16 protein-coding genes are annotated in these 13,573 nt (G+C 68.4%); 3 read left to right on the forward strand and 13 right to left on the reverse strand.

Going from position 1 to position 13,573, the window contains the following annotated elements:
* The 8 genes from N0B31_RS08380 to N0B31_RS08415 all read right to left on the reverse strand — a co-directional run bounded on the left by N0B31_RS08380 (position 1) and on the right by N0B31_RS08415 (position 7,864).
* Entirely contained in the window at positions 1-489 is a 489-nt protein-coding gene (locus N0B31_RS08380) for an ester cyclase (RefSeq protein WP_260643414.1), read from the reverse strand.
* Positions 490-537: 48 nt separating this feature from the next.
* Entirely contained in the window at positions 538-1,155 is a 618-nt protein-coding gene (leuD, locus tag N0B31_RS08385; RefSeq protein ID WP_260643415.1) for a 3-isopropylmalate dehydratase small subunit, read from the reverse strand.
* Positions 1,155-2,579 (reverse strand): 3-isopropylmalate dehydratase large subunit, encoded by a 1,425-nt coding sequence (leuC, locus tag N0B31_RS08390; RefSeq protein ID WP_260643416.1) that lies wholly within the window; start codon positions 2,577-2,579, stop codon positions 1,155-1,157. Before leuC ends, leuD begins: the two co-directional genes overlap by 1 nt.
* On the reverse strand, positions 2,576-2,881 hold the full coding sequence (locus N0B31_RS08395) for a DUF7989 family protein (RefSeq protein WP_260643417.1): 306 nt from the start codon (positions 2,879-2,881) through the stop codon (positions 2,576-2,578). Before N0B31_RS08395 ends, leuC begins: the two co-directional genes overlap by 4 nt.
* The gene (ilvC, locus tag N0B31_RS08400; protein WP_260643418.1) at positions 2,874-3,935 is read right to left on the reverse strand and encodes a ketol-acid reductoisomerase; all 1,062 of its coding nucleotides are present in this window, start codon (positions 3,933-3,935) and stop codon (positions 2,874-2,876) included. The genes N0B31_RS08395 and ilvC overlap by 8 nt, the downstream gene beginning before the upstream one ends.
* Entirely contained in the window at positions 3,928-4,575 is a 648-nt protein-coding gene (gene ilvN / locus N0B31_RS08405) for an acetolactate synthase small subunit (protein WP_260643419.1), read from the reverse strand. The genes ilvC and ilvN overlap by 8 nt, the downstream gene beginning before the upstream one ends.
* Positions 4,572-6,350, reverse strand: a complete 1,779-nt coding sequence (gene ilvB / locus N0B31_RS08410; protein ID WP_260643420.1) for a biosynthetic-type acetolactate synthase large subunit — start codon at positions 6,348-6,350, stop codon at positions 4,572-4,574. The genes ilvN and ilvB overlap by 4 nt, the downstream gene beginning before the upstream one ends.
* Positions 6,351-6,670: 320 nt before the next feature.
* Entirely contained in the window at positions 6,671-7,864 is a 1,194-nt protein-coding gene (locus tag N0B31_RS08415; RefSeq protein WP_260643966.1) for a LeuA family protein, read from the reverse strand.
* Between the two features lie 380 nt (positions 7,865-8,244).
* Here N0B31_RS08415 and N0B31_RS08420 point away from each other — a divergent pair, with 380 nt between their 5' ends.
* Complete coding sequence (locus tag N0B31_RS08420; protein ID WP_260643421.1) at positions 8,245-8,565, forward strand: DUF5779 family protein; 321 nt, start codon at positions 8,245-8,247, stop codon at positions 8,563-8,565.
* A 7-nt stretch (positions 8,566-8,572) separates the two neighbouring features.
* Here N0B31_RS08420 and N0B31_RS08425 read toward each other — a convergent pair whose 3' ends face one another.
* The 3 genes from N0B31_RS08425 to N0B31_RS08435 all read right to left on the reverse strand — a co-directional run bounded on the left by N0B31_RS08425 (position 8,573) and on the right by N0B31_RS08435 (position 10,406).
* The gene (locus N0B31_RS08425) at positions 8,573-9,103 is read right to left on the reverse strand and encodes a cupin domain-containing protein (RefSeq protein ID WP_260643422.1); all 531 of its coding nucleotides are present in this window, start codon (positions 9,101-9,103) and stop codon (positions 8,573-8,575) included.
* Positions 9,104-9,152: 49 nt separating this feature from the next.
* Positions 9,153-9,641 (reverse strand): cupin domain-containing protein, encoded by a 489-nt coding sequence (locus N0B31_RS08430; protein ID WP_260643423.1) that lies wholly within the window; start codon positions 9,639-9,641, stop codon positions 9,153-9,155.
* A gap of 81 nt (positions 9,642-9,722) precedes the next feature.
* On the reverse strand, positions 9,723-10,406 hold the full coding sequence (locus N0B31_RS08435; protein WP_260643424.1) for a VOC family protein: 684 nt from the start codon (positions 10,404-10,406) through the stop codon (positions 9,723-9,725).
* Between the two features lie 105 nt (positions 10,407-10,511).
* Here N0B31_RS08435 and N0B31_RS08440 point away from each other — a divergent pair, with 105 nt between their 5' ends.
* Both N0B31_RS08440 and N0B31_RS08445 read left to right on the forward strand, forming a co-directional pair.
* Positions 10,512-11,201, forward strand: a complete 690-nt coding sequence (locus tag N0B31_RS08440) for a hypothetical protein (protein WP_260643425.1) — start codon at positions 10,512-10,514, stop codon at positions 11,199-11,201.
* Positions 11,202-11,271: 70 nt separating this feature from the next.
* Positions 11,272-11,670, forward strand: coding sequence for a JAB/MPN domain protein-containing protein (locus tag N0B31_RS08445; RefSeq protein ID WP_260643426.1), 399 nt, complete (start codon positions 11,272-11,274; stop codon positions 11,668-11,670).
* Between the two features lie 6 nt (positions 11,671-11,676).
* Here the strand turns inward: N0B31_RS08445 and N0B31_RS08450 are convergent, their stop codons facing one another.
* Together N0B31_RS08450 and N0B31_RS08455 are read right to left on the reverse strand one after the other, a co-directional pair.
* The gene (locus N0B31_RS08450; protein ID WP_260643427.1) at positions 11,677-12,138 is read right to left on the reverse strand and encodes a DUF5799 family protein; all 462 of its coding nucleotides are present in this window, start codon (positions 12,136-12,138) and stop codon (positions 11,677-11,679) included.
* A gap of 168 nt (positions 12,139-12,306) precedes the next feature.
* A complete protein-coding gene (locus tag N0B31_RS08455; protein ID WP_260643428.1) occupies positions 12,307-13,461 on the reverse strand; it encodes an acyl-CoA dehydrogenase family protein in 1,155 nt (384 codons plus the stop codon).
* Between the last annotated feature and the right edge of the window lie 112 nt (positions 13,462-13,573).

Below are 13,573 nucleotides of genomic sequence, written 5' to 3' on the forward strand. Positions count from 1 at the left end.
TCAGAGCGCGTTCCGCACGGCGCCGACGGCCAGTTTCGGTAGCTTCCCGACCACCTCGGGAAACGTCAGCCCCAGTTGCGCGGTGAACTCGTGGTTGTCGAAGTAGCCCCTGACCTCGGCGATGCCGTCCTCGGTGACGACGACACGCTCTATGCCGTCGACCTCGACGTGTTCGTCCGTCGGGGGGAGCCCCTCGTAGGTGCCTGTCTGGGTGCCGGTCATCGTCCACTGGACCACGAGGACCCCCGGCTCTCGCGTCTCCATGATGCGCGTCGGCTCGAAGTGGACGTCCGGGAACCCGTCCAGCAGTTCGCGCACGAACGGTTCGAGGTCGTCGTACTCGTACACCCCGTCGGTCGCCGGGTCGTCGTAGCGCACGTCCGGGGCGAAGTGTGCCAGCACCCGCTCTGCGTCGTGGTCGTTCCAGGCCGTCGCGTACCCCTCGTAGTGCGCGACCGGATCGTCCAGTGGTGTGTCACTGACTCCCATCCCTCACCAGACGTGTCTTTCGGCGAGAATAAAGGTTGGGTCGGCCGCTCAGTCGCTCCCGACGTACGGCAGGTTCGCCGCCGTCTCCGCGATGGCGTTCTCGTTTGCCTTCATCAGCGCCGTCGTGTCCCAGATGCCCTCGACGAGCGCCTTGCGCTGGGCCTCGTCCACGTCGACGTCGACCGTGGTGTCGCCGTAGGTGACCGTCTCCGCGGCGACGTCGACGTCGATGTCGCCGTCCGGGTTCGCCACCACCCAGTCCTGGATGGCCTCGATGGTCGCCTGGTCGGCGGTGACCGTAGGGATGCCCAGCGCGAGGCAGTTGCCCGCGAAGATCTCGGCGAACGACTCGCCGACGACGGCGTCGATGCCCCAGCGCATCAGCGCCTGCGGGGCGTGCTCGCGAGAGGAACCACAGCCGAAGTTGGCGTTGACGACGAGCACGTTCGCGTCCTGGTACTGGGTTTCGTTGAACGGGTGGTCCTTCTCCTCGTCCTCGTCGTCGAACCGCAGGTCGAAGAACGCGAACTCCCCGAGGCCGTCGAACGTGACGACCTTCATGAACCGCGCGGGGATGATCTGGTCCGTGTCGATGTCGTTCCCGCGAACGGGGATGCCCGTGCCGGAGACGTGCTCGACGCTCGGGATCTCGACCTCGTGGGCCATTACGCCTCCACCTCCCGCTTCGGCAGTTCACGCACGTCCGTGACCTCGCCGGTGACGGCCGCGGCGGCCACCATCTTCGGTGACATCAGGACCGTGCGGCCGTCCTTGCTCCCCTGCCGACCGACGAAGTTCCGGTTGGACGAGGAGGCACACGCCTCGTCGCCCTCCAGCTGGTCGGCGTTCATCCCGAGACACATCGAACAGCCGGCACCGCGCCAGTCGAAGCCCGCCTCGCGGAACACCTCGTCGAGGCCTTCCGCTTCGGCGGCGGCCTTCACGCGCTGGCTGCCGGGGACGACCATCGCCCGCACGGAGTCGTGGACCTCGCGGCCCTCGACGACCTCCGCGGCGTCGCGGAGGTCGGCCAGTCGGGCGTTCGTACACGAGCCGAGGAAGGCCACGTCCACGTCGTACCCCTCCATCGTCTCGCCGGGCGAGACCCGCATGTGTTCCTGCGCCCGACGGGCGGTCTCGACCTTGTCCGCGGGCAGGCTCTCGGGGTCCGGGATGGGCTCGGTGATACCGATACCCTGTCCGGGCGTGGTCCCCCACGTGACGACCGGTTCGATGGCCGAGCCGTCGATGGTGACCACGTCGTCGTACTCGGCGTCCGCGTCGCTCGCGATGGACTCCCAGTACGGCTTCAGCCGCTCGAACTTCTCCGGGTCGTCGCGGAACTCGTCGGTGTCGCGGAGCCACTCGTAGGTGGTCTCGTCCGGGTTCACGTAGCCCGCACGCGCACCGCCCTCGATGGACATGTTGCAGATGGACATCCGGCCCTCCATCCCGAGGCTCTCGATGGCCTCGCCGGCGTACTCGTAGACGTAGCCGACGCCGCCGTCGGTGCCGAGTTCACGGATGATGGTCAGGACGACGTCCTTGGCCCCGACACCCTCGCCGAGTTCGCCGGTGACCTCGATCTTCCGGACCTGCTTCTTCTCCATCGCGACGGTCTGGGTCGCCAGCACGTCGCGGATCTGCGAGGTACCGATACCGAACGCCAGCGCGCCGAACGCGCCGTGGGTGGAGGTGTGGCTGTCGCCACAGACGATGGTCGTGCCGGGCTGGGTGATACCCTGTTCCGGCCCGATGACGTGGACGATGCCCTGGTTGCCAGTCGTGGGGTCGTCGAACTGGATGCCCGCCTCGCGGACGTTCGCCTCCAGTTCGGCCATCATCTCCTCGGCCGCGTCGTCACCGAGCGGCCGGGACTGGTCGTCGGTCGGGACGATGTGGTCCACGGTCGCGTGGGTCAGGTCCGGGCGCGCCACCTCGATGTCGCGCTCGCGGAGCATCCCGAACGCCTGCGGACTCGTCACCTCGTGGATGAGGTGCAGCCCGACGAACAGCTGGTCCTGCCCGTTCGGCAGCGTGGTGACCTTGTGGCGGTCCCACACCTTGTCGTAGAGCGTCCCTCGGCTCATTCTTCGGTCTCGTCTCGGACGCCACCCGCCTCGCCCCCGCGGGCGTGGACGGCGTTGGCGGACTCCGCACCCTCCGGCGGGGTGTGGTCGATGTCTCGCAGTACCTCGCCGTCGTCGTCGTCCGAGTCGGGCTCCTCGGGGACGGCGTCGGCCTCGCCCCCGTCCGCGGCCACGGTCTTGCCACGGTCGTAGGTCTGCGTGCTCCCGAACACCTCGCCCGTGAACGGGTTGGTGTGGCTCGTCTCGCCCAGCGTCGGGCGGTACTGCTCCTCGTCCGTCTGTGTCTCGTCGTGCTCAGTCATCTGCCGGTGTCTCCGCTGCCTCTTTCTCCTGGTCCGCTCCCTCGCCCCACGAGAACAGCGCACGGAGGTTCTCGCCGACCTCCTCTATCTCGTGGTTCTCCTCGCGGTGCTTCAGTTGCTTGTAGCTCGGCCGACCCGCCTGGTTCTCGGTGATCCACTCGCGGGCGAAGGTCCCGTCCTGGACCTCCTCTAACACCTGCTCCATGTTCTCGCGGGCGTGCTCGTCGACGATGCGGTCGCCGCGGGTCAGCCCGCCGAACTCGGCCGTGTCCGAGACCGAGTGCCACATCTCGCCCAGCCCACCCTCGTACATCAGGTCGACGATGAGCTTGAGCTCGTTCAGACACTCGAAGTAGGCCATCTCCGGGGAGTAGCCCGCGTCCACGAGCGTCTCGTAGCCCTGCTTGACGAGCGAGGTGACGCCGCCACAGAGGACGGCCTGCTCGCCGAACAGGTCGGTCTCGGTCTCCTCTCGGAACGTCGTCTCGACGACGCCCGCGCGGGTGCAGCCGATGGCCTTCGCGTACGCCAGCCCGATGTCGTGGGCCTCACCGGTCGAGTCCTGGTAGACCGCGAGCAGGCCGGGGGTCCCCTCGCCGTTCTCGTAGTTCCGGCGGACGAGGTGGCCCGGCGACTTCGGCGCGACCATCGTGACGTTCACGTCATCGCTCGGCTCGATCTGGCCGTAGTGGATGTTGAACCCGTGGGCGAACTGCAGCGTGTCGCCCGCCTCCATCACGTCGCGGATCTCCTCGTAGACCCGCGGCTGGACGGTGTCCGGGACGAGCACGCTCACGAGGTCGGCCTCGGCGGCGGCCTCGCGGGGCGTCTCGACACGCAACCCCTCGGCCTCGGCCGCGGAGCGCGAGGAACTGCTCTCGCGCAGGCCGACGACGACGTCGATGCCCGACTCGTGGAGGTTCAGCGCGTGGGCGTGGCCCTGCGAGCCGTAGCCCAGCACGGCGACCGTCTTCGATTCCAGCGGCGATACGTCGGCGTCCTCGTCGTAGTGGACGGTCGTGGTGAACTCGTCCGGAGTGTCTTCCTCAGTCATCGTCTGCGTAGGTCCCCTTCGCCCCCTCGGTCGCCTGCGACCCCTCGGTGGCGGCCGTCCAGCGCTCCCCGCGTGCCAGCGCCGCCTGCCCGGTCCGGGCGATCTCCCGGATGCCGAACTGCCGGAAGGCGTCGATGGCGTCGTTTATCTTCTGCTCGTCGCCGGTGATCTGGACCGTGATGGTCCGCGGCCCGGCGTCCAGCGTCGTCCCGTCGTACATCTCGGTCACGGCCTGCACCTTGTCCGGCTGGCTCCCGCCGTTGACCTTCAGGATGACGAGTTCGCGCTGGACCGCGTCGTCGGCCAGTTCCCGCACCGAGATGACCGGGATGACCTTCGCCAGCTGTTTCTCGACCTGCTCGATGCCGGGGTCGGACTCCTCGACGACGAGCGTGATTCGCGAGAGCTCCTCGTCCTCGGTGGTACCGACCGTGAGCGACTCGATGTTGAACTGCCGGCGGCTGAACAGCCCCGACACCTTCGCCAGCACGCCGGGTTCGTTCTCCACCAGCGCGGAGATGACCGTCCGTCGGGTCTCCGGTTCGGCCGCCGCCTCGGGGTCGATGCGGAACCCCTGTTCGTTGCGCTTGCCCTGTGGCCGAGCGCGCTCGTTCGGGTCCGGACCCTGCAGCCCGCTCATAGCTGGTCCTCCGACAGGGCGAACAGCCCGTTATCCCCGCCGCTCGGGACCATCGGGTAGACGTTCTCCTCGGGGTCGATGAACACGTCCACGATGCTCGGCCCCTCGTAGTCGAGCGCCTCCTGGACGGTCTCCTCGACCTCGTCGTAGCTCTCGATGCGGAAGCCGCGGGCACCGAACGCCTCGGCGAGCTTGTCGAACGCCGGCATCCACGGGTACTCCGAGGCCATCCGGCGCTGCTCGTAGAAGGCGTCCTGCCACTGCCGCACCATCCCGATAGCGGCGTTGTTGAGGACGAACACGGTGATGTCCAGTTCCTCGCGGACCGCGACCGAGAGCTCCTGACAGGTCATCAGGAACGAGCCGTCGCCGTCGAAACAGACGACCTGCTGGTCGTCGTCCGCGGCGATGCGCGCGCCGATGGCCGCGGGCAGGCCGTAGCCCATCGTCCCCAGCCCGTGGCTCGACACCCACGTCCGGGGCTTCGTGTAGGTCCAGTACTGGGAGGCCCACATCTGGTGCTGGCCGACGCCCGTGGTGACGATGGTGTCGTCGGCCGTGGCCGCGTCGACGACCTCGACGACGAACTGCGGCTTGATGGGGCCGTCCTCGTCCATCTCGTAGTCCATCGGGTACTCGTCCTTCCACTGGGCGACCTGTTCCAGCCACTCGTCGGCCTCCGGGGCCTGCGGCATCGCCGCGTGGAACTGCTCGAAGACCGCCTTCGCGTCACCCACCAGCGGGTAGTCGGCGTGGACGTTCTTCGAGATCTCCGCGGGGTCGATGTCCGCGTGGATGATGTCGGCGTCGGGCGCGAACGTGTCGATGCCGCCGGTCAGACGGTCGTCGAAGCGCGTCCCGACCGCCAGCATGCAGTCGGTCATCGTGATGGCCATGTTCGCGTAGCCGGTGCCGTGCATCCCGGCCCACGAGAGCGAGAGCTCGTGGTCCTCCGGGAACGCGCCGATGGCCGGCATCGTCGTGACGACCGGCACCTCGAACTCCGTGGCGAACTCGTAGAGCTGCTCGCAGGCGTCGGCCTTCATCACGCCGCCACCGGCGAGGATGACCGGCCGCTCGGCCTGCGCGAACCGCTCGGCCGCCCGCTCGACGGCCGCCTGGTCAGCCTCCTCAGCGGGGTTGTACGTGCCCGGCGTCGTCGGGCCGCCGGGGTCGGCGTCCGTCTCACCCTGCGTCACGTCCTTCGGCAGGTCGACCAGCGTCGGTCCCTGCCGGCCCATCTTCGCGAGGCCGAACGCCTCGCTGACGTCGCCACCCACCGTGTCCGGCGAACTCGAGAAGTAGTTCGCCTTCGTGATGGGGCGCGTGACGCCGACCGTGTCCGTCTCCTGGAACGCGTCGTTGCCGACGAAGTCCGTGGGGACCTGTCCGGTCAGCGCGAGGAGCGGCTCCGAGTCCATGTTGGCGTCCGCGATGCCGGTGACGAGGTTCGTCGCCCCCGGCCCCGAGGTGGCCATGCACACGCCGGGGTCGCCCGTGACGGTGCCGTAGGCCGTGGCCGCGTGGACGGCCCCCTGCTCGTGGGCCATCGTGATGTGGTCGATCGCCGAGTCGTAGAGCGCGTCGTAGACGGGCATGATGGCCCCACCCTGGACGCCGAACGCGTAGCGGACGCCAGCGTTCTCGAGTGCGCGGATGACCGCGCTCGCACCCGTCTGGACCTCGGTGCGGTCCGTCTCGTCGTGTTCCGCAGCGTCGTCGCCGCGGTCGGTCTCCGTGTTCGGGGAGACCGGTGTGGCGCCGTCGCCGCTCATGCGTTACCTCCGTGTCGATACCGGTACCGATGCTGTCGTGTCATTGTCGTGTCTGTGTACTCGTCTGCGGTGCGAACCGTCGGGGAGAAAGTGGTGTGCGGGCCTAACGGGCCCGTACGATACCGACCACCGCACGAATCACGGCCGCGTCGCTCCGTGCCGCCTCGGGCCCGGAGTCGACGTGCCGTCTCACGTCCGGCCGTCTGCACGCCTGCGTAATCAACCTTACCGGTCTGGCAGGTGTTACCTGTCGCGTGGCGACGGCTGGCCGTGTCGGTGTGCGACCGCTCGTGCGGCGGGCGTGACGGGGAGGTCACGGCCTAGACCCGGACCTCCTCGCGGCGAACGCCGACCTCGTTGGCGAACTGCTTGAGGACGGACATGGTGACCTGCTGTTTCTCCGCGCCGTAGTCCTTCACGCGGCGGGTCACCTCCCGTACCTCGTCGTCGGTGGGCGCGTAGCCGGCGTCCTCCAGTCGCTCGCGGACGGAGTGCTGGCCGGTGTGCTTGCCCAGTACGAGTTCGCGCTTGGCGCCGACCATCTCCGGGGTCATGACGCCGGGTTCGAACGTGTCGGAGTTCTCGATGACGCCGGCGGCGTGGATGCCCGACTCGTGGGAGAAGGCGTTGGCCCCGACGACCGGCTTGTTCGCCGGGACGGGGATGTCGGACTTCTCCTCGACGATGCGGGAGAGCTCCACGATGCGGGTCGTGTCGATGCCCGTGTCGATGCCGTACAGCGACTCGACGGCCATCACGACCTCCTCGTAGGCGGCGTTGCCCGCCCGCTCGCCGATGCCGTTCACCGAGACCTGCGCCTGGTGGGCGCCGTGTTCGAAGCCGGCCAGCGCGTTCGCGCTCGCCAGCCCGAAGTCGTCGTGGGTGTGGACGTCGACGTAGGTGCCCTCGCCGGCCGCGGTGTTCACCTTCTCCACGAGGTCGCCGAACCTCGTCGGGGTCGCGACCCCACAGGTGTCGGGGATGTTCACCCAGTCGGTGCCGGCCTCGCCGGCGGCCTCCACGACCTCGAGCAGGAACTGCTCGTCGGTCCGGGTGGCGTCCATCGGCGAGAACATACAGGTCGCTCCCGCCTCCTTCACGCGCTCGATGGCGGCCACCGAGCGCTCGACCGCCTCCTCGCGGGAGGCGTGCATGGAGTCCTCGAGCTGGACGTCGCTGGTCGAACAGAACACGTGGACCATCTCCACGCCCGAGTCGAGCGCGGCCTCCACGTCCTTGTCGACCACGCGGGCCAGCCCGCAGACCGTGGTTCGTGTCGCGGCGGCGATGTCGCTGACGGCCTCGAACTCCGCGTCCGAGTTGACCGGGAACCCCGCCTCGATGACGTGGGTGCCCATCTCGTCGAGTACCGCGGCTATCTCTCGCTTGTCGTCGTACGAGAAACTGGTCCGGGGCGACTGCTCACCGTCGCGCAGCGTGGTGTCGAAAATTCGTGCTTCGTCGATTTCAGAAGTGTTGTCGAGCGTTCCCTGGAAGAACTCGACCCGCCGCAGATTGCGACGAAACCTCGTTGTTGCCTTTCATGGCTACCCGTCCCTGTTCACGGATTCTACTTAAACCCACCGCTGGGGCCGGTTCTTACCGGCCGCACGAGCGCCGGCACAGCGCGCGCGGCGACGAAAACCGCCCGACATCAACGCGGTGGTAGAGTTACGCATCCCCTTATATCGTATAATGTCGTCACCGGCGCTGGCGGAGTTTATAATGGTCTTGGAGTGGTCGTTCGGGCAGTTCGGGACGGGGCTGACGCTGGCGCGCGCAACGGCTGTCCAGTTCGCTCGCCATGCGAGAAGTCGGTCGACCACGTCGTCGACCGGGCCACGGGTCGCCACGATGAGCCACGTTTTTGCCCACCCACGCGAACGCTGCGGGTATGAGCGACGACGAGAGTCGAAATCGTGGTGGCCTCGACCTCGACCTCCAGACCGCCGAAGGCGAACTCGACGCCCCGGAGGAGGGGGGTGGCGGCGGCCGCGTGGTGCTGGGGGTCCTCGACGGCAGCGAGGCGCCCGAGACGTGGGTAGAGCACATCGCCGACGGGAACGTCCTCGTCCTGAACGTCGACGGCGACCTGAACGAACTCGCCGCCGGCTTCGCCCGTGACGTCCGGGACATGGGCGGGGAACTGATGCACTTCCGCGGGTTCCTCGTCGTCTCCCCGCCGGGCGTCGAGATCGACACCGACCGGCTCTGAGCCGGGGTTACCCGGCCGGGCCGGAGACCAGTCGGTCCACCTCCTCGCCGCAGGCCTCGCAGAACAGCACGTAGGTGGCCCCCTCGTCGGCCACCTCGAAGGTCCGGCCGGTCACCGCGCCACACGCGGGACACTCCTCCTCGATGACCGCGTCGTCCGTCGCCTTGGGGGCACCGACGGCCAGCAGCTCCAGCGGTTCGTCCCCCACCGCGACGGCCTCCTGTGTCGTGTTCGGCGGCACGTAGAGCACCTCGCCGGCGGCCACGCGGACCGTCTCCGCGTCGTCCAGCGGGCCGACGGTGAACTCCACCGCCCCGCTCACGACGTAGAACGCCTCCTCGTGGTCCGGGTGGTAGTGTCGCCCCCACGGGATGCGCTGGCCGGGCTCGGCGACGTAGCGGTTGAACCCGAACTCGGTGGCGCCCACCGCCCGGTCGATCTCGTACTTGTGTGTCGTCCGACTCGGGGCGTCCGGCGCGTCTGCCGAGTGGATGTGGCGGTACCTCGGCGGCTCGTCCGCGTCGTGGTCGTCGCTCATCGCTCTCCGTTCGGCGTCGACGTACAAAATCGTGGGTGTGGAGCCAGTCCTACATCCGGAGGCCGTGTTCCTCGCAGAGCTGCGGGATGCTCCCGAGGTCGGCCTCGAACCCGTACCGCTCGCCGATGGCGAGGAACTCCGCCACCTTCCCCTCGTCACTCGGGTCGAGCGGCGAGACGTGCGAGACCTCCTCGAAGAACTCGGAGAACTCACCTGGCACGATGATCTCGAGGAACCGGAGCGGCTCGTCGCTCGACCAGAACGTGTGCCACACGTCCCGTCCCTTCACCACCGACTCGCCCGCCGGCACCGTGGCCAGTTCGCCGTCGGCGAGGACCGTCATCTCTCCCTCGAGGACGTAGGATATCTCGTCCTCCCGGCTGTGTCGGTGGAGCGGTGCCGCGAGTGTGTGCGGGGGCAACGTGTGCTCCACGATGGCCACGTTCGCCTCGTTCTCCCCCCGAGCGACGTCCAGTCGCGCCCCGAGTTCCCCCAGCATCACGTCGTACTTCTCGCCACCGGTCGTCTGTGCGCACATGACACGGCCCGGTCGGGAGACGACGGCATAACTCCACACTCGGCGGGGGTCACGCCCGCCAGACGGTCACTCGAATCGGACTCACTCGCGGAACGTCAGGTAGTGGCCGTCCGGGTCGCGGACCCGCGCCCACCCGTCACGGCGCTCGACCGACAGGCCCTCGTCCGCAACCGCGGCCACGCAGTCCTCGACCGACTCGACCCCGAACCCGAGGTCGACGTGGACGCCACCGCGCGCGTCCGCGAGGCCGAGGTGCGGCTCCCAGAGTTCGAAGTCGAACGGGCCGGCCGTGAGCCGCACGCGTGTCCGGTTCTCGCCGACGTCGACCGTCTCCATCCCGAGCGACCCGTAGAACGACACCGCACGGTCGAGGTCCTCTACCTCGAGGACCACCTCGACGAGGCCCGTCACGCCCTCGCCCGCGTCGTCGCTCCCCATCAGCTCCACGCAGTTCCCCTCGGTGTCGTAGAAGTAGAGCGACCGGACGGGGCCGAACCGCTCCTCGTGGAGGTCGAAGTCGGCCGCGAGTCGCTCGAACCAGTCGTCGTACCCGGCCCCAGGGATGGAGAACGCGTAGTGGGTGTGGAGGCCCCCACGCGGCACGCCCGAGGGCGTCCGGAGGACGAGGTCGGTGTCACCGGCGCCGAGTCGGGCCTCGGTCTCGGTCCGTTCGCGCACCGGCAGGTCGAGCTGCGTCGTGTAGAACTCGACGGCCGGGTCGAGGTACTTCACCTCGAGCGCGAGCCACGAGAGCGACGAGAGCATACCCCCCGTTCGACGCGCCGGCACAAAACCGTTCGTCGGTGTCGCCTTCCCCGCGGACTTGCCCCCTCGCCGGGGTTTATGCACCGAGCGCGCGTCCAAACGGGTATGCCGATGAAATCTTCCGGGGCGGGCGCGGTCAACGAGATCGACCGCTGGAACGGCGGTGCCGGCTGGATCGCGCACCCGGACGAGGAGATGCAACGGGCGAGCCACGCGTTCGTCGAACCCGCCGACGAGGCGGACGAGGCAGACGCGGTGTACGTCGCCGACCCCGTCGACGTCCCCGGACTGGACGAGTGGTTGGCCGAGCTGGGGGAGGTGGCGGGCGTCCTCGTCCTCCTCGATCGACACAAGCGCGACGCCGCGGCGGTCGCGAACCGCCACGACGTGGCCGTCCACATCCCGTCGTGGATGTCCGGGGTCGCCTCGAAACTCGACGCCCCCGTCGAGCGACTCGGCGACACCGTCGCCGGCTTCGAGGTGAGGCGGCTCATCGACAACCCGTTCTGGCAGGAGGCGGCGCTCTACGACCCCGAGGCCGAGGTCCTGTTCACGCCCGAGGCGTTCGGGACGGTCGACTACTACTGCGCCCCAGGCGAGCGCGTGGGGGTCCACCCGGCGCTCCGCCTGTTCCCGCCCAAGCAACTCGGGAGACTGGACGTGTCGCACCTGCTGGTCGGCCACGGTGAGGGCGTCACCGACGATACGAACGAGGCCATCCGCAAGGCGCTGGCCGGGTCCCGCGCTCGTGCGCCGAAGCTCTACCTCAAGACGCTCAAGGGCGCCCTCTCCTGACGCGGGCCGGTGCCGGCCCCAGCCGACCGGGAGCGCCCGGAGTTATCCCCCTGGGACCCGTACGACGCCTGTGGTGTACGCGACCCGTGGGCTGGTCGACGCCCTGCTCGAGCTCGCCTCGGACCGTGACCCGGACTCGCTGAGCGTCGCGCTCGCCGCGACACCGGCGGGCGACTGGGCGCCGCTGGCTCCCGAGACGCAGATCCTCACCGACTTCTACCTGCCGGAGACCGGTGGGTCGGTCTCGGCGGTGTTCGGGATGGACCTCGCGACGCCGAAGGCCGCGGGCCGGTTCCTGACCCATCCGGACGGCGACCCGCGACTCAGGCAGACCGACACCTTCCACCAGGTACTCATCGTCGCCATCCCGCCCTACGACCGGGACTCCGTCTACGTCTACGACCGGAGTGGCCGGGAGCGACCGCTGGAACTGGTCGACGCCGAGCCCCCGGAGCGGACCATCGAATAGTCGCGACTAGTCGTCGGACTGGGCCTCGGCCGCCGCACAGATGTCCGCCCACCGTCCCTTCTGTTCGAGGTGTGACTGGAGTTCCTCGGCGTAGCGCTGGGTCAGCGACCGGGCCTCGGCGAGCCGTTGCTCGTCGACACCCTGGTCGTTCCCGGTTCCGTTACCGAGGCCGAGCGCGGACTTCACGTTGTCGAGGATGCCTCCCCCCGAGTTACTTCTCCCGCCGCCTTGCATCTGGTTCTGCATCTCGGCGACGCGCTTCAGCTCCGGCACGACCGCCTCGAGGTTGTCGCTGTTGGCCACCAGCCGTGCGGTCTCGGGGTCCTCGGCGCCCTCGATCTCGAACTCGACGGAGGTCATCACGAGTCCCCACTCCTGCCGGGAGAACCCCGAGGCGTCGACCTCGGGGGCGAACGTGCCGTCGACGGCCATGCGTGCGCCGACGATCTTGTCGGTCCAGTCGCTCATGTGGAGACGTTAGCGCGGGGGAGGGATAGGTGATGCGGGCGGCGTCGGTGCGGAGTCGTCGAGGGGCCCCACCCGCTGCGAGCGGAGCGAGCGGCGCCGTTTTCACCCACGTTTTTGCGCGAGCGGTTCGCGAGCGCAGCGCGTGGACCCGAGCGCAAAAAGATGGTCTTAGAAGCCCTTACCCTGCAGCTCCCGAGCGATGATGTTCTTCTGGATCTCGGTGGTGCCCTCGTAGATCTGGGTGATCTTGGCGTCGCGGTAGAACCGCTCGACGTCGAAGTCGTTGACGTAGCCCGAGCCACCGTGGATCTGGACCGCCTCGTTCGCCACGTCGACGGCCACGCGGGAGGCGTACTCCTTGGCCATCGAGGCGAGCGTCGTCAGCTGCTCGTCCTTGTTCGAGACCGACCACGCGGACTTGTAGGTCAGCATGCGGGCGGCCTCGATGTCGGTGAACATCTCCGAGAGCTTGTGCTGGATGGCCTGGAACTCGCCGATTGGGCGGCCGAACTGCTCACGCTGCTGGCTGTACTCGAGTGCGCGCTCGGCGGCCCCGCGGGCGATACCGACGGCCTGTGCGGCGACGCCCGTGCGGGTCTCGTCGAAGAACTGCATCTGCTGGAGGAATCCCATCCCGCGCGTGCCGACGAGGTTCTCCTCGGGGACGCGGACGTCGTCGAAGATAAGCTCCGCCGTGTCGCTGGCGCGGATGCCGAGCTTGCCGGTGATTTTGTCGGCCTTGAACCCATCACGGTCGGACTCGACGAGAATCTGGCTGAAGCCGTTGTAGCGGCCCTCGGCCTCCGGGTCGGTCTGACAGAGGACGACGAAGTAGTCGCCGACGGTCCCGTTCGAGATCCACATCTTGTTGCCGTTGACGACCCACTCGTCGCCGTCCTTCTCGGCGCTGGTGGAGACCGAGGAGACGTCGGAGCCGGTGTCCGGCTCGGAGATGGCCGCCCCCATGACGGCCTCGCCCTCGGCGATGGGCGGGAGGTACTCCTCTTTCTGCTCCTCGGTTCCGTACTCCACGATGGCCTCGCTGCCGAACGCCGAGGCGGTCAGGCAGAACCCGATGCCCGGGTCCGCCGCGAACATCTCCTCCACCATGATGGAGGTGTCGAGGGTGTCGTAGCCGGCCCCACCGTACTCGAGGGGGATGCCGGCGCCGAGCAGTCCGTTCTCGGCCGCCTTGTCCATGATCTCGTGGGGGTACTTCTCCTCCACGTCGTACTCGGTGGCGACCGGCTTGATCTCCTCCTCCGCGAACTCGCGGAGCATCTTCTGCAGTTGTTTCTGCTCCTCGGACAGCTCGAAGTCCATACCCGCGCCCTACGGTTCTACACGTAAAAACACACCTCTTCTTACGCCGTTTACCGGAACTGGCCGACCACCTTACAACGTAAAAGGGCCGTCGATGGACGGAACTCGTTAC

Source organism: Salinirubellus salinus (genome assembly GCF_025231485.1).
GTDB lineage: Archaea > Halobacteriota > Halobacteria > Halobacteriales > Haloarculaceae > Salinirubellus > Salinirubellus salinus.